Origin of the sequence: Nonomuraea marmarensis (assembly GCF_043197025.1) — a bacterium.
GTDB classification, from domain to species: domain Bacteria; phylum Actinomycetota; class Actinomycetes; order Streptosporangiales; family Streptosporangiaceae; genus Nonomuraea; species Nonomuraea marmarensis.
Window position 1 is genome coordinate 157542 of the sequence record NZ_JBICRM010000010.1, and the last position, 18763, is coordinate 176304.

Here is an 18763-nt window from a genome sequence, read left to right on the forward strand (position 1 = left end):
TTAAACGTTTGTTCATTTTGATTCGTCAAGGGTGGGATTAGCTTAGCGGCATAGCGAAGGGCCGTCCGGACGGACGGCCCTCGCTCCGTTCCCGCTAGGACGCGGGAAGTACGGCGTGCGCCGTGGGCAGCACCACCTGGCCGGTGACGAACTCGCTCCACAAGCCGAACTTCAGCCGGGCTCCGGGTTTCGCGGTGGTCTCCACGAAGCTCACCGTACGACCGGCCGTCGAGCGCGTGGCGCCGAAGGTGAGCTCGAACCGGGAAGTACCCGCGCGCTCCTCCGGCGGCTGGTCGTTGGGCATGATCAGCTCGTCGATCGCCCAGCGGTAGTCCGCCCGATAGGGCGCCGTCACCTGCTCGATGGTCTGCTCGAGGAGCACACCCGTGTCCGGGAAGTGCAGCAGGATTCCCGGCCGGCCCGCGATCCGCGCGTTGTATCCGATCGCCTGCAGCCGGGTCCCGTCGAGCTGGGTGCCCGCCGCCCGTCCCACCCGGGAGGCGGCCGGGCACGCCTGTGGTCCCTCGTCCACCAGGACGTCACGGGAGCAAGTGGGGAACGCCTCAGGGTTGAACCGGATCGACGGGTCATAAAGGAGCACGAATCGCCGCGCCCCCGCCGGGACCCCGCCGGAGGCGCTCACGCTCTTCCGGTCGAAGGTCACGGTCACGCCTTTCCTGGTGCCTTTCTCACGTGTCACCGAGACGGTCAGCGAATCGATGTTCTCCGGGCCGTTGACATCGGGCTCGTACGGCCGCTGCGGGCCTCCCGGCGCGGGATCCGGCGGAGCGGCCGCGGCCACGGCGGGTCCCGCCACGAGTACGGCAACGCACACCCCGGCCAGGCTCGTCAGAACGGGTCGTCGGTGTCGACGCACGAAGATCTCCTGTTCTCTCGCGACTTGGTCCGGACCACCCGATCATGCGTGCCCGAAAACTCCGGTAAAGCGCGGTCAGTGGGAAGAGTTGGCGACGGCCTGAGGGGCGAGCGGGAGCCGCACCTCGAAGCGGGCGCCGCCGGCGGCGGATTCGCCGACGAGAATGGTTCCCGAGTGGGCGTGCACCACGTCGTTGGCGATCGCCAGGCCCAGGCCGGTGCCGCCGTGGTCGCGGCTGCGGGCCGAATCCAGCCGGGTGAACCGTTCGAAGATCCGCTCGCGATCGGCCTCGGGGATTCCGGGGCCGTCATCGGAGACCGTCAGCAGCGCGTCGCTCTGGTCTCGGCGTACCTCGACGTCGATCCCGTGCCGGGCGTGCCGCTGCGCGTTGTCCAGCAGGTTGATCAGGACCCGGCTGAGCTGGCTGGGCACGCCCTCCACGGCGACGCCGTCCGCCAGGCTCGATCGCACGGGAACGCGACAGGCCCGCCGCTCCAGCTCCGCGCGGGTCAGCTCGGCCAGATCGACCCGCTGACGCACACCCCTCACGTGGGACTCGAGACCGGCGAGCAGGAGCAGGTCGGCCAGGATCGCCTGCAGGCGGTCGACATCGCCGAGGGTGTGGTCGAGCAGCCCGTTCACGTCGAGGTCGTGCGGATGCATCTGGCCTTCCTCCAGCTTGACGCGCAACCCCGCCAGCGGGGTGCGCAGCTCGTGCGAGGCATCCGCGACGAACCGCCGCTGCTCCCGCGTGGCCCGCTCCAGCCGGAGCAGGGTCTGGTTGAGGGTACGGATCAACCGGGCGATCTCATCGTCTCCCGCCGGTTCGGCGATTCGATTGCTCAGGTCACTGAAGGTGATATTGGCCAGCTCCGATCGGATCGCGTTCACGGGCTGCAGGATGCGCCCGGTGACCTTCCACGAGATCCAGCCGAAGAAGGCGACCAGGACAGCGGCCTGCCCGCCCACGATGGCCTCCACGAAGCCGGTGGACATGACGGTCGTGGTGTGCCGGGCGGCGTAGACCACCGGGGAATCAGACCTGGAATCGACCCGGAGCGCCGTGAGGCGAAGACAGCCTGGGCCGCCGTTGGAGCAGGTTTGCAGATGCTGCACCGGATCGTCCGGCGTAGGCCAGGCCATGTTGATCGGCGGCTTGTTCCTGGCCGCCGCGGACGCCGCGATGACCCGCTTGTCCCGTCCTACGACCTGCACCAGGTCGACTCCCGGTACGGTCGGTACGATCACGTGCGGCAGGTAGCCCCCGCGAACGGCTGCCGCCACCAGGATCGCCTGTTGCTGCGTGTCCTGCCACATCACATCAGCGATCATCTGCGAGATCACCGTGCTCACGACGGCTGCCAATGGGATGAGGATGAGCAGCATGGTCACGATGCTCAGCAGCGTGAGCCGCCCGCGAATCGACCGTGGGCGCAACCTCAAGAAACAGTTACCCACACCTTCAAGCTAGTAGGGCCTGGCCCAGCAGCCCTCTGGCTATGGGAAAGCCTTGGCCAAGAAGGGTTTCCGTCGAGCCACGGGTCCCGGCCGGTCCGACGGCCTCCTAACATACGCGCATGACCACGCACGGATTCAGGCTCACCGCCGAGGGCCCGTTCGACTTCGGCGCCTCGTTGCGGTTCGTCGAGGACTGGCCGGCCACCAGCGGACTACCCTCCGACGGGCGGGCGTTGCGCTTTGCCTACTGCGCGGAGTCCGACTGGCTGCCGATCGGCGTGACCGTGACCGGCGCGCCGGGCGGGGTCGCCGTCGCCACCACGCGGGCCGCGGGACCGGGGATCCGGGGCGAGGTGGCGCGGATCCTCTCCCTCGACGTGGACGGCGCCGGCTTCGCCAAGCTCGGCGACGCCGATCCGGTGCTGGGCGACCTGCAGCGGCGCAGTCCCGGTCTGCGGCCGGTGTGCTTCTGGAGCCCGTGGGAGGCGGCGTGCTGGGCGGTGATCGTGCAGCGCTCGTCGATGCTCATCGCCTCCCGGCTCAAACAGCGCATCGCGGAACGGTACGGCGCGAAGGTGACCGTGGACGGGCGGACGTACCCGGCCTTCCCTCCGCCCGTGACGCTGCTGGAGGCCGGGGGCCTCGGGCTGCCCGCGCAGAAGGAGGAGTGGCTGCGCGGGCTGGCCCGCGCGGCGCTCGACGGCGTGCTCACCACCGAGCACCTGCGCGCGCTCGGCCCGGAGGAGGCCCTGGCCGAGCTGCGCGCCCTGCCCGGTGTGGGGCCGTTCTCCGCGGGACTGATCCTGATCCGCGGTGCGGGTGCGCCGGACGCGTTCCCGGGCGACGAGCCGCGCCTGTTCACGATCCTGCGCGAGGCGTACGGCCTGCCGGAGGACGCGCCGCCTGCCGCGTACCGGAGGCTGGCCGAGGCGTGGCGGCCCTACCGCTCCTGGGCCTCGTTCCTGTTCCGGGCATCCACCTATGGCGTCACGGACGATCGAGATTGAGCGGATCACAGGCGGCGTACGAGGTAGTCCCACACCCCGGAGACGGCCGCATCGGGGTAGACGTGCTCGCGCTTGGCCAGCGACTCCCCCGGCGGCGACCAGGTCGGCCACCCGCCGGCCGCGTGGGTGCGCAACTGCTGCTCGCAGGCCCGTTCGAGCAGCACCGCGGCGACCGTCGCCATCTGCAGGGTCGGACCCACGGTCACCAGCCCGTGGTTCACCAGGAAGACCGCGCGCGCCTCTCCCAGCGTGCGCGCCACCGAGCGGCCGAGCTCCGGGGTGAGGATCAGGTCGGCCGTCTCGGTGAACCGGGGTACCTCGGGCGGCACGAAGTAGTTGGCCGCGTGGCTCACCGGCCGCAGCGGCTGCCCGGTCGCCGCCAGCGCGACCGCGTTCGGCGAGTGGGTGTGCACGACCCCGCCGATGTCCGGGCGGGCGGCCATGATCTCGGTGTGGATCGGGAACTCGCTGTGCCGCTTCCCTTCGCCGTCGAGGACGTTGCCGTCGCCGTCGACCAGGTGCACCCGGTCGGCGTCGACCTCCTCCAGGCCCCACCCGGCCGACTTGATCCACACGCCTCGGCCCTCGGGGTCGCGGGCGGAGGCGTGACCCCAGATGAGGTCGCCGTGCCCTTCCGCGGCCAGGACACGGGACGAGGTCGCGACCAGGTCTCGGATTGCGTTGCTCATGCGGGGTGGTGCCTCCGATCGTGCGTACGACGCCCCGCATGATCGCGGGACGCTAGAGCAGTAGTGCGTTGATCTCTTCTGCCGCCTTCTGCAGCTCGAAGAGGATGTTCTCCCGGGTGGCCGGGGACATGCGGCTGATGGGCGCCGAGGCCGTCACCGCCAGCCGGGCCGGCTGGCCGGTCTGCAGGGCGACGCCGATGGAGCAGACGCCTTCTTCGCTCTCCTCGTCGCTGGTGGCGTAGCCGAGCCGACGGACCTCGGCGAGAACCTCCATGAGCTGGGTCCTCGTGCTGACGGACTTGGGGGTCAGCGTGGGCAGCTCCTCGCCGGGATAGAGCCTGAGCAGATCCTCCTCCGGCAGGGTGGCCAGCATCGCCTTGCCGTTCGAGGTGCAGTGCGCGGGGATGGAACGGCCGAGCCTGCTGCCGACGCGGAGGGCGCGCGTGCTCTCGATGGAGTCGATGAAGTGCACGTCGCGGCCTTCCAGCCGGCCCAGGTGCACGGTCTCCTGCAACTCGGCGTTGAGCCGCTCCAGCACGGGGTGGGCGAGCGTCCTGACGTCGAGCCTGCGCAGCACGGCCAGCGCCACGCCGTCCAGCGCCGGGCCGGTGACGTAACTGCGGGTCGCCGCGTCCTGCCGGACGAAGCCCCGGTACTGCAGCATCGCCAGCAGCCGGTGTGCGGTGGAGGAGGCCACGCCCAGATGGCGGCTGACGTCGGTCAGTCGCAGGCTCGGCCGCTCTCCCAGAAGGAGGAGGACACGGAGGGCGTTGTCCACCGATTCGATCGGATACTGCGGTGCGGCGCCGTACTCCGGTGCTGCGGGATAGGCCTCGGTTCCTTCCATGCGTGCAGCGTACGTGTCCGAGGGATGCGGCGATTTCACAGCTCACCCCTTCACTCCCATGCCGCCGTCGGTGTGCACGACCCCTCCGGTGACGCCGCCGGAGCGCGTGGAGGCCAGGAACACATAGCTCCAGGCGTGATCGGCTCCCGACAGCGCCACCCGCAACGGCACCCGCCCGGCCAGCTCCGCCGCCCGCCCGGGCGTGTCGTTCAGCCGCCTGCCGTCCAGGCCGAGGCTGCCGAGCCCGCGCAGGTCGGTGTTGAGCGTGCCGCCGGGGGCGACGCCGTTCACCCTGATCTCCGGCGCGAGCTCGTGGGCGAGCGCGGTGACCAGCCCGCGCACCGCGTACTTCGAGGACACGTAGAGGACGCCGCCGCGGCCCGGGTAGTACGCCGAGGTGGACTCGGTCAGCACGATCGAGCCGCGGCTGTCGCGTAGCGCGGGCAGCGCGGCCTTCACCGAATGCAGGTGGCTCTTCACGTTCACCGCGAACATCTCCTCGAACGCCTCGTCCAGCCGATCGGCGTCGAGCTCGCTGACTCCCTGGTAGAAGTCGAAGACGCCGACGCAGTTGACCAGCACGTCCAGCCCGCCGTACGCCGCCACGGCCGCGGCGACCGCCTCCTCGTTGGCGGCCCGCGTGGTGGCGTCGCCGACCACCACCGGGCAGTCGAGCTCACCGGCCTTGACCGGGTCCAGCTCCAGCGCGGCGACCCTGGCGCCCTCGGCGGTGAACGCCGCCACCACCGCCCTGCCGATCCCGGACCCGGCGCCCACGACCAGGGCCCGCCTGCCGTCCAGCCAGCCGCTCACGGCTCCTCCTCGATCAGCGGCTGGTTCGGCTTACCGATCATGGCGGAGAACGTCTGGGTGCCCTGCCAGGTCAGGGCCTCCAGCTCCAGCGGGCACAACGACACCCAATGCCCGGACTTCGGCGACTCGATGAGCAGCCGAGACCCGTTGCGGGTCTCCACGCGGCGGACCCGGATCTCGGCGAACTCGTTGCCCAGCACGATCACCTCATCGCTCTCGTCCGCTCTCATAGGAAGATCGCCAGGTTCTGGGTGCGCAGCACCGCGTCGTCGGCCAGGATCGTCCGCCTGGCCAGCCGCCAGCCGTCGCCGTCGCGTCGCAGCAGGTCCTCGCGCCCCGCGGAGATCAGGGCCGCCTCGCGCACGTCGCCCCGACTGCGGTAGAGCAGCACCGCGGAGTCGACCACGAGATGGCCGGGGTCCGGCGTGGCGAACGTGCGCACGTTCGCGAGGTGGTGCCGCAGCCGGGACGGCGGGTCCTCGGTCCACGCGTGCTCGGTCTGGAAGCGTGCCACCCGGCGGCTCAGCGAGTACTTGTCCTCGTCGAAGTGCGCCATTCCCGGCGCGCAGTCGTATCCGGCGCCGCGCGCGGTGGTCACCCGTACCGGCATGAGGTAGTGGATGTCGTCGGCGAGCAGGCCCAGCCAGCTCTCGTAGTCCTGGGCGTCGAGCAGATAGGCCTCGTCGACCAGCCATTGGTGCGCCAGCAGGTGCCGTTCGTCGGCGAACGGCAGGGTCGGTCCCGTCCGCTGGAGCGCAGGCGCGTGCCCGCCGAGTCTGGACTTCGCCGAATGGGAGGTCATGCCGTCACCTCCTGGCCGCCGAGTCGCACGGACCGCGCCGTCGTCGCGGGGCGTTCCAGGTAGTCCACCCACCGGTTCAGCAGGTGGCGCTGGTTGTACTCGCCGTAGCCCACGTGCGCCTCGCCGGGTCCGGCGAACTGCTCCTTCGGCAGCGCGGGGGTGATCTCGGTGCCGTCGGCCAGCAGCCCCATCCGGCTGTTGAGCAGCAGCCTGCGGGCCATCGCGCCGCCCGCGGTGTGCGTCAGCGACACCCAGTTCTCCACGTCGTCCTGCTCGAACATGCCCGTGCTGCCGAAGCACATCAGGTACGCCTTGTACGACAGGGCCTTGAACTCCTCGGGCGCGCCCGCGTCGACCGCGAACCAGGACAGCACCTCGGTCTCGTTCGCCGAGATCGGCTGCCAGGTCCTGATCGAGATGAACGGCAGCACCTCCTCGGAGTCGGCGACCCGCGGCCAGTTGTGCACCAGGCTCATATTCGGGAACACCGACGCCGCCGAGACCATGAAGCCGTCCCTGCCGACGACGTCGAGCTGGTCGGCCGACCACGACCGCCTCATCCGCTCGATCATCACGTCGGGGTACCCGACGTAGCGCAGCCGCTCCTCCAGCGTGCCGGGCGGCAGCTTGTACGTCGTCCCGCCGCCGTTGCCCGCCCAGTAGGTGCTGCCGTCCTTACGTTTCTCCGCCCTCGGCTCGCGGAACAACCCGATCTCCACCACGCTCGTGTGCGTTTGCGGCGTGTGGTACATGTCGCCGGCGAAGTTCTCCGCCCCGATCTTCCAGTTCGCCTTGATCCGCCAGCGTTGCGGCCCGGACAGCTCGATGCCCTGCGCCGACTGCTTGGTGTAGTAGTCGAGGTAGAAGGCGAAGCCCCCGAGGTAGTCGAGCAGCGGCGGCGCGTCGGGGTCCAGGCTGACGAAGATCAGCCCGTTGTAGGTGTCCAGCGCGGGCGCCGGCAACAGCGTCTGACCCTTGCGGCGGAAGCCGGCCTCGCCGCCGTAGGCGTCCCGGTGGAACGGCAGTCCGACCAGCCTGCCGTCGTTGCGGTAGGACCAGCCGTGGTACGGGCAGCGGAAATGCGACGCGTTGCCCATCTCGGCCCGGCACACCTGCATCCCCCGGTGCAGGCACATGTTGAACAGCGCCCTGACCTGGCCGTCCTCTCCCCTGGCGACGATGAACGAGTCGTTCAGCACCTGCCGCACCACGTAGTCGCCCGGCTCGGGAACCTCCGAGACGTGCCCGACGAAGATCCATGCCCGGCTGAACAGCCGCTCGCACTCCAGCCGGAACACCTCGTCGTCGTTGTAGATGTGCGCCGGGATCATCCCTCGCCGCACATCGGCCGGATCGAAGGGCAGGTCGGCCATGTCTGACTCCAACTTTCTGCTCAACAGAGAGACTCTCCTCTCTCAAGAATAGGGCGTCCCGGCATCTCAGTCGAGAACGACGGTGACCGCCTTGGTCTCGGTGTACGAGAGCAGCTCGTCCAGCGACTCCTCCCGATCCACCCCCGACCCCTTCACCCCGCCGAACGGCAACCCCCAGTAGTGCCGGGAACTGCCGTTGACCCACACGTATCCGGCCTGCAGCCGGGCGGCCATGCGATGCGCCCGGGTGACGTCGCCGGTCCAGACGCTCGCGGTGAGGCCGTACTCGCTGCGGTTGGCGATCTCGACCGCCTCGGCCTCGTCGCGGAACGTCAGCACGGAGAGCACCGGGCCGAAGATCTCCTCGACCGCGGCCGGGTTGTCCGGCGCCAGGTCGCCGAGCACGGTGGGCGCGACGTAGTAGCCGTCCGCGCCCACGCCTTCCGGCCGCCCGCCGCCGGTCAGCACCGTGGCCCCGGCCGTGGTCGCCGCCGAGATCGCGGTCAGGGACTTGTCGTACTGCCTGCGGTCGATCAGCGGGCCCATCTGCGTGCCTTCCGCGAGCGGGTGCCCGACCCTGATCGCCCGCACCTGGTCCACGACCTTGCCCAGCACCTCTTCGGCGACCGACTCGTGCAGCAGCAGCCGGCTGGTCGATCCGCAGGACTGGCCGGCGGTGGCGGTGAAGTTCATGCCGGAGACGGCGCCGGCGGCGGCCCTGGCCAGGTCGGCGTCCGGCATGACGATCAGCGCGTTCTTCCCGCCGAGCTCCAGGCTCACGTACTTGACGCCGCTCTCGGCCGCCTGGCGCTGCACCAGCCGTCCGGTCGCGGGAGCGCCGATGAAGCCGATGCGGCGGATCAGCGGATGGCGTACCAGCGCCTGCCCGGTGACGGCGCCACGGCCGGTCACCACCGCGCACAGGTCCGGGCCGAACACCTCGGCGGCCAGCTCGGCCATCCGCAGCGCCGAGAGCGGGGTCTGGTCGGGCGCCTTGACCACCACGGCGTTGCCGGCCACCAGCGGCGCGGCGCTCTTGGACGCGGCGAAGAACAGGGGGTGGTTGAACGGCACGATCCGCGCCACCACCCCGTACGGCTCCCGCACGCTGTAGTGCAGGTCGCCCGACAGCGGGTACGTCTGACCGCCCAGCCCGAGCGCGTGGTCCGCCATGATCTCCACGATGGTCGCGGCCGCCGCCACGTCGGCGCGCATCACGGCCAGCGGAAACCCGGCGTCGACGGCGTCCAGGGCCGCGAGCTCCTCGGCGTTGGCCCGTAGCAGCGCGGCGAACTCGCGTACCTTCCCCGCGCGTTCCCGGGGAGGCCGGCCCGCCCACGCCCGTTGCGCCTCGGCGGCGGCGCGGACGACCCGATCGACCTCCTCCGGCGCGCAGTCGGGGACCTCGGCCAGCCGCGCGCCGGTCGCCGGGTCCTCCACCGCGTAGCGGGCGGCCACCGGCAGCGGGGCCCCGCCCAGGAGCACATGCCACGGGCGATCCGCGTGCTGTTTCATGAGTTTCCTCTCCTTGCCGGTCAAAGGGTGCTCGGCAACACGAACACCAGCCAGGTCACGGCAGGCGCGGTGATCACCATCGCGAGCCCCCATACGAGCATCACGCGGAACAGCGACTTGCGTTCCACTTCGGGGGCGGTCGCCAGGGTCAGCGCCCCGACGGCCGAGAACGGGGTCGAGTCCACGACCGTCGCCGAGACGGCCAGCGCCGTGATCATCCCGGTCACCCCGACCTGCCCGTGCGTGAGGAAGGGCGCGGCGAGCGGCAGCAGCACGCCGAGCAGGCCGGCGCTGGAAGCGAAGGCCGAGGTGAACGCCCCGACCAGACAGATCAGGTACGCGGTCAGCAGCGGCACGCCGATCCCCGCGATGGCGCCGCCGACGGCGTCCACCGTGCCGTACCGCTGCAACGCCGCGACGAACGTGACCACGCCGCAGATCAGCAGCACCACCGACCAGACGATGCGCTTGTCCGCCCCGGCGAACCGGGTGGGGAAGCTCACGTGCAGCAGGGCCGCGGCGCCCAGGGCGAGTGCGCCGATCTCGATGTCGAAGACGAGCGCGCCGACGGCCACGCCGAGCACGACGACGAGGGTGATCGCCTGGTCCGGCCGCAACGCCGTACGCACCGGAGGCTCCTGCGCCGGAGCCTTCTCGTCCGGGGCGAGCGCCGCGCCGGGGCCGCCGGCGGGAGCCACGGTGGCCTGTACGGCTGCCCCGCGCGTCCGGCTCAGCAACGCCCGCCCGCCGAAGAGCAGGTAGATGATGATGCCGAGGCCGATGTTGAAGGCCGCGTTGCCGAAGAACAACGCAGTCCCCGAGAACTCCAGCGCGTTCTTCTCCGCCGCCTGGCGCAGGATGATCGTCAAGCCGTTGAGCGGCGAGAAGTTGCCGAAGCACGAGCCGTGCATGACCATCAGCGCCGCCATCCGCCGATCGATCCCGTACCTCTCGCCGAGCCGGAGGCACAGCGGCGCCAGCATGGCCACCCCCGCGGGGCCGAGCGCGCCCGCCGTGGTCGGCACCGCGGAGAAGATGAAGATCACCCAGGGCACGGTCGCGGGGCGGTCGCCGAGCAGGCCGACGGCCCGGTCGATGACCCACTCGATGGTCCCGTTGACCGCGGCCAGACCGAACAGGTAGGTGACGCCGACGAGCAGCACGAACAGATCGGGCGGGAAGCCGGCCAGCGCCTCGTCGAAACTCTCGCCGGCGACCAGGGTGCCGAGCAGGATCGTGGCGATGAGCGCCAGCACTCCGATGCTGACCGGTCTCAAGGTGCCGATGACGAAGATGAGGACGAGCGCCAGGACTCCGATGAGGTGAATGGACACGTGGCTCTCCCTGGGGGGATGCGGGAGCGACGGCCGGGCGATGATGTTCACCCGGAAGGTTTTCTGATGTGAAGAAGTACTTTCTGCTACTTCGGCGGGCCCGTCAAGGGCCCTGACTGCACCTTGACGCTCGCCGTCCGATATGTGAAGACTTCTGACTAGCAGAGAGAGTTTCCTGTGAGTAGATAACGAGGAGCACAATGGCGGTCCCGGCGCGCACAGGAGCGGATCTGGTCATCGAGTGTCTGGCAGCCGAGGGCGTCGAGCTGGTGGCGGGGGTCCCCGGTACCACGATCATGGACCTCATCGACAGCCTGGCCAGGCAGGACGCCATCCGGTTCATCTCCACCAGGCACGAGCAGGTCGCCGGCTTCCTCGCCGACGGGGTCTCGCGATCGGGAGCGGGGCTCGGCGTCTGCATGGCCTCGCGCGGGCCGGGCGCGGCCAATCTGGCCATCGCCGTGCAGAACGCCTACGACGAGTCCGTGCCGCTGCTCGCGCTGATCGGGCAGGTCCCGGCGGACGTCGTGGAGCGGCGGGCGTTCGAGGAGATGGACGTGCTGGCGACGTTCCGGCCGATGACCAAGTGGGCGGTCGAGGTTCATGACGTGCGGCGGGTGCCCGAACTCCTGCAGCGCGCCGTACGGGCCGCTACGTCCGGCCGTCCGGGGCCGGTGGTCGTGTCACTCCCCCTCAACGTGCTCCAGGCGACCGCGGCGGCCACCCCGGCACCGCGCCGCCGCGTTCACCCGCCGGCCGCCGCGCCGGCGGCCATCGAGGAGGCGTGGTCGGTGCTGGCCACCGCGCAGCGGCCCGCGGTCCTGCTCGGCGGCGGCGCGGGTGGCGACCCCGGCACCTACCTGCGGCTCGCCGCGAGCATGAACGCGCCGCTGCTGACGACGTGGCTGCGGCAGGGGCTGGTCCCCCACGCCGACCCGGTCTACCTCGGCGCGCTCGGGTACGGCGCGCACGAGGTGTCCGAGCGGGTCATCGCCGAAGCGGACGTGTTGCTGGCCCTCGGCTGCCGCTTCTCCGAGTTCACCACCAAGCGGTGGACCCTGATCTCGCCGGACACCAGGCTCGTGCACGTCGACATCGACCCGGAGGAGCTCGGCCGCGTCTACCTGCCGGACGTCGGCATCGTGGCCGACGCCCAACTCGCCGCCCGCGCGCTGCTCGACGCCGCGCCCCCGGGCCTGCCGGACGGGAGCGCCCGGCTCGCGAAGCTGCGCACGGCCTTCGACGAGGCCTCCAGCCTGACCGACGAGGCCCCGGGCTCCGGGGTCGGCAGCTCCGCCGTCGTCCGAGGTCTGCGCGAGCTGGCCGGCCGCGCGGGAATCCTGCTGGTTCAGGACGCTCCCAGCTTCGGCCCGTGGACCCAGCGCCACCTCCGGCTGCCGCGCCCCCGTACCTTCTTCGGCTCCGCGGGCGGCGCGATGGCCTGGGGCCTGCCCGCGGGCATGGGCATCGCCCTGGCCCGCCCGGACCATCGTGTGGTGACCGTGAGCGGCGACGGCAGCTTCTGGATGGTGGCGCAGGACTTCGAGACCTGCGTACGCGAGCGCATCCCGGTCGTGAACGTGGTGATGAACAACTTCTCCTACGGCAACACCAGGGACCGCCAGCGCGTCGCCCATGACGGCCGCTACCTCGGCGTCTTCTACGGGAACCCGGACTTCGCCGGATTCGCCCGCTCGCTCGGCGGCCACGGGGCACGCGTCGAAGCCGACGAGGATCTGAGCCCCGCCCTGGAGAACGCGCTGGCCCAGGACCTGCCGGCCATCATCGACGTCGTCCAGGACCGGATGGCCGGGCTGCCGCCGGGCCTGACCCCACCGGTCGCGCGCTGATCAGGGTATGCGGGCCACGGCGCCGTAGTTGCCGGCCGCGCTGGGCTCGTCACCGCAGGCCAGGCCACGCTCGGCAGGACGCCATTGCGGAACCCACACCAGCCCGGGCTCCACCAGGTCGAGACCCTCCAGCAAGGCTTGAACCTCGTCTCGGGAGCGGATCGCGAGGCCGGGCAACGTCATGGCGAGCAGGTCGCGGATGGCGGGCAGCAATTCCGGCGGGATGGCGTCGAACGTGGTCTGCAACAGGCCGAGGAAACTCCCTTTCGCCGCCGCGTGCCGGAGCCGCTTGATGACGTAATGGGCGTACTCGTCGTCGTCGAGACTGTACGAAGACAGCAGCAGCACGGCCAGCGGTCTGTCCCAGTCGAGGAATGTCTGGACCACCCGGTCCCGGATTATCTCGTCGATCTCCCGCACATCACCCTCCACCACACGGACCACATTGGTGAAGGGCTCGATGGTGGCCTGCGCCATGGTCACCGCCATCGGGTCGTTTTCCACGTAAACGACGCGTAGGGCGGGGCTGGTGGAAGTGTGGCGCGCTATGTCGTGCAACCGGTGGCCCTCCGACAGGCCGCTGGAGACTCCGCTTCCCACGATCAAGAACTGGTCAACGCCTTCGGCGGCGGCCAGGTGGCGTACTACCCGGGATAAGAACTGGAGCACGGCGCGGGCCGCGGTCGTGGCGACAGGGGCCGCTTGATCGAAATAGCGCACCATGTCCTTGTCCGCGAGGAAGTTGTTCTTCCCACCCGCCGCTGCATCGAGTATCCGCGTGATTCTGGCCTGCGTCGTGTCGAGCTTCGCCAGGTTTCGGACAGCACGTTGGCGCATGAGCGTTGCCCCTTTCCCTCGCCGTCGCCCTTTTTGCGTTAGCGATCTATGGACCTCACTCGATGACTCCACCCATATGTTCCAACAATTCCAGACAATGACAACACGATAGACCGGTTACTTCGGGAAATGTTTGTTACCAGAATCTTCGCGCGCTGCGCCTCCCGATGATCGTGCGCAACTACGTCACCAAACGCCTCGACCGCGCTGAGGCTGTCCGACACCGACCGGGACCTCACCGGCGCGCCGGCCTCACCAGTGCCTGCGCGGCGCGCCTAGCGCGAACCACGCCGCCTTCTCGGACGTTCATTCATCTTCGCGATGCCCATTGCTCATCACGATGATCTATGTTCCGGGTACCCCCAAGGCCGCGTACGAGGACGCCGGCCGAGCACCTGGGCCGCGCGTTCGGCGTGCAGAGGACCATGGACGCGGCCGGAGCCGTCCTCGGGCCGCTGGCCGCGCTCGGGGTGCTGGCGCTGTCCGGGCAGACGTACGGGCGTAGGAAAGCCTTAAGGATTCCGTAAATGGGTGCGGCCAAGCTGAAGGCACCTGGAAACAGCGGGACCGGACGGACTCGCTTTTCCCCGAGACAAGGAGTGTCAGATGGCGAGCAGGCTGGTGGTTTCGACCTTCGTGTCGCTGGACGGTGTCATGCAGGCGCCCGGCGGTCCCGGCGAGGACGATTCCCACGACTTCCCGCACGGCGGATGGTTGCCCCCGCACCTGGACGAAGGGTTCAACCGCATCATGGGCCCGCAGTTCGACCGCGCGGACGGCATGCTGCTGGGCCGCAAGTCGTATGACATCCTCGCGTCGCACTGGCCGAACGTGCCCGACGAGGAGGGCGGCGCCAAGATCAACAGCATGGCGAAGTACGTCACCACCCGGACGCCGATGACCGCCGCGTGGCGCAACACTGAGGTCCTGGTGGGCGAGGCCGCGCAGACGGTCGCCGATCTCAAGCAGCGTACCGACGGCGAGATCCTCGTCCAGGGCAGCAGCGACCTCATTCGTACGCTGCAGCAGGCCGAACTGGTCGACGAGTACCGGCTGCTGGTCTTCCCCGTCGTCCTCGGCCAGGGAAAGCGGCTCTTCGCCGAGGGAACCACCCCGGCCGGGCTGAAGCTCACCGGGTCGACCACCACCGACGCCGGCGTCGTCTACGTCACCTACGAATGGGCCGGCAAACCCTCTTACGGTTCCGTCGCTTGATCCCCTCCCGGCGTCAGTCCAGGAGGCCGAGCTGGCGGCCGGCCCGCAGGGCCAGCCAGACCTCGGCGAACGCGGCCGTGGACGACAGGTCGCGGCCCGTCAGCTCGGCGAACCTGCGCAACCGGTACGCCAGCGTGTTGGGATGGATGTGCAGCGCGGCCGCGGCGTCCTCGGTGCGCCGGTCGCGCTCCATCCAGGTCCGTACCGACGTCAGGAGCTGGGAGCCGTGCGCGGAGTCGTAGGCGAGCACCTTGCCGAGCACGTTCTCGACCAGCGCGGTGAGTGCCCACGGGTCGTCGGGCAGCCACCTGCCGGTGGTGTCGTCGCCGTAGTGGATCAGGGCGCGCCCCGACTCGGACGCCGTGGAAGCCGCCCATACCGCCTCCCGCTTGGGGATCTGCATGGACTCCCCCGGCGGGAACGGCCTGCTCATGCCCGCCGCGACGTCCGGCAGCGCGGCGACCGGCGCGCCGAGGGCGGGTGAGCCGAGCACGTAGCGGTCGTCGCCCCTGCGGAGCATGAGGTGCGGCTGGTCGTCGAGCGCGCGGTGGATGGCCTCGTCGGGCACGTTCCTGATCACGAGGAGGACCAGCTCGGCGTCCGCCGGCAGGCCCATCCTGACCAGGCGGCGCCGGGCCGTGGCCGGATCGAGGACGTCCTGGAGCAGCTCGGACAGGGTCTCCGCGCCCTGGCGGCGCAGCGTCTCGCGCCCGTGGCGGGCCATGGCCACCTGCAGGGCGGCCACCGTGGCGATGTGCTGCACCACGGCCAGGCCGGCGGGCCTGGCTCCCTGGCGCTCGAAGGCGACCAGAAAGCCCGCGGGGCCGCCCGGCGCGGGCACGGGCAGCACGAAGCCGCCGGGAATGGTGGGCGGTGCCTCCGGCTCGGAAGGCAGTACGGCGAGATCGGGCACCGGCACTCCCGGCAGCAACGGCCGTCCCTGCGGGGTGCAGAGGTAGACCTCATAGCCGGACAGCCGCTCCAGGCGTTTGAACAGCGTCGCGGTGTCGAGGTCCTCGGCCGCCAGCCAGCGCAGCGCGCCGAACACCTGGAGCTGCGCACCGAGGCGTTGCCTGGCGTCTTCCTGCACGGCCGCGGCCACCTCCTGGGCGATCGCGATGAACGGCACGGCCAGCGGCACCTCGAACACCGGCATCCCCCGCTCCTCGGCGGCCTGGATGAAGGCGTCGTGCAGCGGCGGCACGTGCAACTGCGCCGACAGGGCGAGCGCGGACACGCCCGCGTCGTCGAGCCGTTCCAGATAGGCGCGCTGTTTGGCGGCCTGGCGCGGGATCGCGATCCCCGTCGTCATGATGACCTCCGCGCCGAGCAGCCAGGGCGTGGGGTCGTCGAGCTCGCTGACGTGCGCCCACGACACCGACCGTCCCAGTCCCGCCTCGCCGGCCAGCAGCCGCAACTGGAGGGCAGGCGAGCGCAGCAGGTCCTCCACCGACACTTTTGTGGTCACACACAAAGAGTATGGCGCGTCTTCAGTGCTGCCCCGATTGATGGTCCGCGGTATGGCCCCCAGACTCGATGCCATCGACCGGAAGGCACGGGCACGACATGAGAAGAGCACTTGCCATCACTCTCCTCGGCGGATTGGCACTGGCCGGCTGCGCCGCGCCCGAGGAGACCACGGCGGCCCCCAAGACCGAGATCGCAGCGGGCGCGAAGGACGACGCGGCCGCCAAGCTGCTCCCAGCGGACATCCAGCAGGCCGGCAAGGTACGCGTGGCCTCCGGTGTCTCCTTCCCGCCCATGGAGTTCTTCGACACCGACAACAAGACCGTGCTCGGGTTCGACGCGGACCTGGGCAAGGCCCTCGGCGAGGCGCTGGGCGTGGAGTTCGCCTTCGAGAACGTGAACTTCGACGGCATCATCGGCGGCCTCAACGCGGGCCGCTACGACCTCGGCCTGACCAGCATGCTCGACAAGAAGGAACGCCAGCAGCAGGTGGACTTCGTCGACTACCTCAAGTCCGGGTCGGCGCTCATGGTGGCCAAGGGCAACCCGCAGGGTGTCAAGGAGGTCCTCGGGATGTGCGGCAGGAAGGTCGCCGTCGAGAAGGCCGCGACCGGCGACCTGCTGGTGGACGACATCACGAAGAAGTGCGCCGAGGCCGGCGAGCCGGCCGTGGAGAAGGTCCCCTTCCCGGACCAGGCGAGCGCTGTGCAGGCCCTGCAGTCCAAGCGGGCCGACATGGTCGCCGCGCTGGACCTGACCCTGGCCTACAGCGTGAAGCAGGCTCCGCAGCAGTTCGAGGTCGCGGTGAGCGCGATCGACCCGCTCCCCGTCGGCATCGCCATCCCCAAGAGCAAGACGCAGCTGCGTGACGCCGTCCAGGCCGCGCTGAAGAAACTCATCGCGAACGGGACCTACGACCAGCTGCTGGCCAAGTGGAACCTGCAGGCGCAGGCGTTCAAGGACGCCGCGATCAACGCGGGCACATGACCGAGCTTGTCGAGGTCATCAATGAACACAGCACCTTGGTCATGAGACCGACGAAGGAGGGCTCATGACCGGCTTCCAGGAGCACGCGACCGAGCCGATCGTGCCGCTGCGGCGCTCCGGCCGGTGGGTGGCCGCGGCGGTGCTCGTGGTGCTGGCCGCGATGGCGGTCAACTTCGTGCTGACCACCCCGGCGCTCCGGCTCGACCTGGTGGCGGGGTACGTCCTCGAGAAGTCGATCATGCGTGGGCTGCTGCTCACGATCGAGCTGACGGTGCTCGCCATGCTGGCCGGTGTCGTGCTCGGCACGGGGCTGGCGATCATGCGGCTTTCGGACAACCCGCTGCTCCGCTGGGTCGCGGCCGCGTACGTGTGGCTCTTCCGCGGCACGCCCATCCTGGTCCAGCTGCTGTTCTGGTTCTTCCTGGGCGCGGTGATGCCGCGCGTCAGCCTCGGGATCCCCTTCGGCCCCGAGTTCTTCTCCGCGCCGGTCAACGCGCTGATCACCCCATTCACCGCGGCCATCCTGGGGCTCGGGCTGAACGAGGCCGCCTACATGGCCGAGATCGTCAGGGCGGGCATCGGCTCGGTCGACCGCGGGCAGCGGGAGGCCGCCGAAGCGCTCGGCATGCGACCCGCGCTGGTCTACCGGCGGGTCATCCTGCCCCAGGCGGCCCGCGTGATCGTGCCCCCGACGGCCAACGAGACGATCTCGATGCTCAAGCTCACTTCCCTGGTCCTGGTCATCGGACTGCCGGACCTGCTGACCAGCGCCCAGCTGATCTACGGCCGCAACTTCCAGCAGATCCCGCTGCTGATCGTGGCCAGCTGCTGGTATCTCGTGCTGACCACGCTGCTGACCTTCGCCCAGTCGAGGCTCGAACGGCGGCTCGGCCGTTCGGACGTCCGCGTCGGAGGTCACGCATGAGTGAGCCGCTGCTGTCGGCCAGGGGTGTGCGCAAGAGCTTCGGGAAGGTCGAGGTGCTCAAGGGCATCGACCTGACCGTGCACCCCGGCCAGGTGGTGTGCCTGCTCGGCCCGTCCGGCTCGGGCAAGTCGACCTTCCTGCGCTGCGTCAACCACCTCGAACGGCTGGACGCCGGGGAGATCTGGGTCGACGGCCACCTGGTCGGCTATCGCCGGTCCGGCGGGAAGAAGTACGAGATGCACCCCCGCGAGGTGGCCGACCAGCGGCGGGACATCGGCATGGTGTTCCAGCGCTTCAATCTCTTCCCGCACCGGACGGCGCTGGAGAACGTCATGGAGGCGCCCCGGCACGTCCTCGGGCAGCCCCGCGAGGCCGTCCGGCAGGCGGCCCTCGACCTCCTGCGGCGGGTCGGCCTGGAAGAGCGGGCGGACCACTACCCGGCCCAGCTCTCCGGCGGCCAGCAGCAGCGGGTCGCGATCGCCAGAGCCCTGGCCATGAAGCCCAAGTTGATGTTGTTCGACGAGCCGACCAGCGCGCTCGACCCCGAACTCGTCGGCGAGGTCCTCGACGTGATGAAGGACCTGGCCGGAGCCGGGATGACGATGATCGTGGTGACGCACGAGATCGGATTCGCCCGCGAGGTCGCCGACCACGTCGTCTTCGTGGACGACGGGCTGGTCGTCGAGGCGGGCCCGGCCGGCGAGCTGATCGCCAATCCCCGACACCAGCGGACCAGGGCCTTCCTGGCCAAGGTCCTTTAGAAAGGA

General features: G+C 70.1%; 19 protein-coding genes. 7 read left to right on the forward strand and 12 right to left on the reverse strand.

What is annotated here, in order from left to right; translation table 11 throughout:
- Positions 1-94: 94 nt before the first annotated feature.
- Both ACFLIM_RS18930 and ACFLIM_RS18935 read right to left on the reverse strand, forming a co-directional pair.
- The gene (locus ACFLIM_RS18930) at positions 95-877 is read right to left on the reverse strand and encodes a hypothetical protein (RefSeq protein ID WP_393167124.1); all 783 of its coding nucleotides are present in this window, start codon (positions 875-877) and stop codon (positions 95-97) included.
- Between the two features lie 75 nt (positions 878-952).
- Positions 953-2320 carry a sensor histidine kinase gene (locus ACFLIM_RS18935; protein ID WP_393167126.1) on the reverse strand — a complete coding sequence of 456 codons (1368 nt, stop codon included), beginning with the start codon at positions 2318-2320 and terminating at the stop codon, positions 953-955.
- A 134-nt stretch (positions 2321-2454) separates the two neighbouring features.
- Here ACFLIM_RS18935 and ACFLIM_RS18940 point away from each other — a divergent pair, with 134 nt between their 5' ends.
- On the forward strand, positions 2455-3342 hold the full coding sequence (locus tag ACFLIM_RS18940; protein ID WP_393167128.1) for a DNA-3-methyladenine glycosylase family protein: 888 nt from the start codon (positions 2455-2457) through the stop codon (positions 3340-3342).
- Positions 3343-3347: 5 nt separating this feature from the next.
- On the opposite strand, the gene ACFLIM_RS18945 is transcribed toward ACFLIM_RS18940, so the two are convergent.
- The 8 genes from ACFLIM_RS18945 to ACFLIM_RS18980 all read right to left on the reverse strand — a co-directional run bounded on the left by ACFLIM_RS18945 (position 3348) and on the right by ACFLIM_RS18980 (position 10715).
- Positions 3348-4031: a class II aldolase/adducin family protein gene (locus ACFLIM_RS18945; protein ID WP_393167129.1), complete on the reverse strand. Its 684-nt coding sequence runs from the start codon at positions 4029-4031 to the stop codon at positions 3348-3350.
- Positions 4032-4083: 52 nt separating this feature from the next.
- On the reverse strand, positions 4084-4878 hold the full coding sequence (locus ACFLIM_RS18950; protein WP_393167131.1) for an IclR family transcriptional regulator: 795 nt from the start codon (positions 4876-4878) through the stop codon (positions 4084-4086).
- Between the two features lie 42 nt (positions 4879-4920).
- On the reverse strand, positions 4921-5691 hold the full coding sequence (gene hcaB / locus ACFLIM_RS18955; protein ID WP_393167133.1) for a 3-(cis-5,6-dihydroxycyclohexa-1,3-dien-1-yl)propanoate dehydrogenase: 771 nt from the start codon (positions 5689-5691) through the stop codon (positions 4921-4923).
- A complete protein-coding gene (locus ACFLIM_RS18960) occupies positions 5688-5921 on the reverse strand; it encodes a hypothetical protein (RefSeq protein ID WP_393167135.1) in 234 nt (77 codons plus the stop codon). The genes hcaB and ACFLIM_RS18960 overlap by 4 nt, the downstream gene beginning before the upstream one ends.
- A complete protein-coding gene (locus tag ACFLIM_RS18965; RefSeq protein ID WP_393167137.1) occupies positions 5918-6493 on the reverse strand; it encodes a 3-phenylpropionate/cinnamic acid dioxygenase subunit beta in 576 nt (191 codons plus the stop codon). Before ACFLIM_RS18965 ends, ACFLIM_RS18960 begins: the two co-directional genes overlap by 4 nt.
- Positions 6490-7866: a Rieske 2Fe-2S domain-containing protein gene (locus tag ACFLIM_RS18970; RefSeq protein ID WP_393167138.1), complete on the reverse strand. Its 1377-nt coding sequence runs from the start codon at positions 7864-7866 to the stop codon at positions 6490-6492. Before ACFLIM_RS18970 ends, ACFLIM_RS18965 begins: the two co-directional genes overlap by 4 nt.
- A 66-nt stretch (positions 7867-7932) precedes the next feature.
- Positions 7933-9381, reverse strand: a complete 1449-nt coding sequence (locus ACFLIM_RS18975; RefSeq protein ID WP_393167140.1) for an aldehyde dehydrogenase family protein — start codon at positions 9379-9381, stop codon at positions 7933-7935.
- Between the two features lie 20 nt (positions 9382-9401).
- The gene (locus ACFLIM_RS18980; RefSeq protein WP_393167142.1) at positions 9402-10715 is read right to left on the reverse strand and encodes an SLC13 family permease; all 1314 of its coding nucleotides are present in this window, start codon (positions 10713-10715) and stop codon (positions 9402-9404) included.
- A 200-nt stretch (positions 10716-10915) separates the two neighbouring features.
- Between ACFLIM_RS18980 and ACFLIM_RS18985 the strand changes: the two genes are divergently transcribed.
- On the forward strand, positions 10916-12565 hold the full coding sequence (locus ACFLIM_RS18985) for a thiamine pyrophosphate-binding protein (protein ID WP_393167144.1): 1650 nt from the start codon (positions 10916-10918) through the stop codon (positions 12563-12565).
- On the opposite strand, the gene ACFLIM_RS18990 is transcribed toward ACFLIM_RS18985, so the two are convergent.
- A complete protein-coding gene (locus tag ACFLIM_RS18990; protein WP_393167146.1) occupies positions 12566-13402 on the reverse strand; it encodes an SAM-dependent methyltransferase in 837 nt (278 codons plus the stop codon). It lies immediately after the preceding gene.
- Positions 13403-13749: 347 nt separating this feature from the next.
- Between ACFLIM_RS18990 and ACFLIM_RS18995 the strand changes: the two genes are divergently transcribed.
- Together ACFLIM_RS18995 and ACFLIM_RS19000 are read left to right on the forward strand one after the other, a co-directional pair.
- Complete coding sequence (locus ACFLIM_RS18995; protein ID WP_393167148.1) at positions 13750-13929, forward strand: hypothetical protein; 180 nt, start codon at positions 13750-13752, stop codon at positions 13927-13929.
- 79 nt (positions 13930-14008) lie between these two features.
- Positions 14009-14617 (forward strand): dihydrofolate reductase family protein, encoded by a 609-nt coding sequence (locus ACFLIM_RS19000; RefSeq protein WP_393167150.1) that lies wholly within the window; start codon positions 14009-14011, stop codon positions 14615-14617.
- A gap of 13 nt (positions 14618-14630) precedes the next feature.
- Here ACFLIM_RS19000 and ACFLIM_RS19005 read toward each other — a convergent pair whose 3' ends face one another.
- Positions 14631-16085 (reverse strand): PucR family transcriptional regulator, encoded by a 1455-nt coding sequence (locus tag ACFLIM_RS19005; RefSeq protein WP_393167152.1) that lies wholly within the window; start codon positions 16083-16085, stop codon positions 14631-14633.
- Between the two features lie 98 nt (positions 16086-16183).
- Here ACFLIM_RS19005 and ACFLIM_RS19010 point away from each other — a divergent pair, with 98 nt between their 5' ends.
- The 3 genes from ACFLIM_RS19010 (at position 16184) to ACFLIM_RS19020 (ending at position 18757) form a co-directional block, all read left to right on the forward strand.
- Positions 16184-17071 carry an ABC transporter substrate-binding protein gene (locus tag ACFLIM_RS19010; protein WP_393167154.1) on the forward strand — a complete coding sequence of 296 codons (888 nt, stop codon included), beginning with the start codon at positions 16184-16186 and terminating at the stop codon, positions 17069-17071.
- A gap of 64 nt (positions 17072-17135) precedes the next feature.
- Positions 17136-17996, forward strand: coding sequence for an amino acid ABC transporter permease (locus ACFLIM_RS19015; RefSeq protein ID WP_393167156.1), 861 nt, complete (start codon positions 17136-17138; stop codon positions 17994-17996).
- Positions 17993-18757: an amino acid ABC transporter ATP-binding protein gene (locus tag ACFLIM_RS19020; protein WP_393167158.1), complete on the forward strand. Its 765-nt coding sequence runs from the start codon at positions 17993-17995 to the stop codon at positions 18755-18757. The genes ACFLIM_RS19015 and ACFLIM_RS19020 overlap by 4 nt, the downstream gene beginning before the upstream one ends.
- Positions 18758-18763 lie beyond the last annotated feature (6 nt).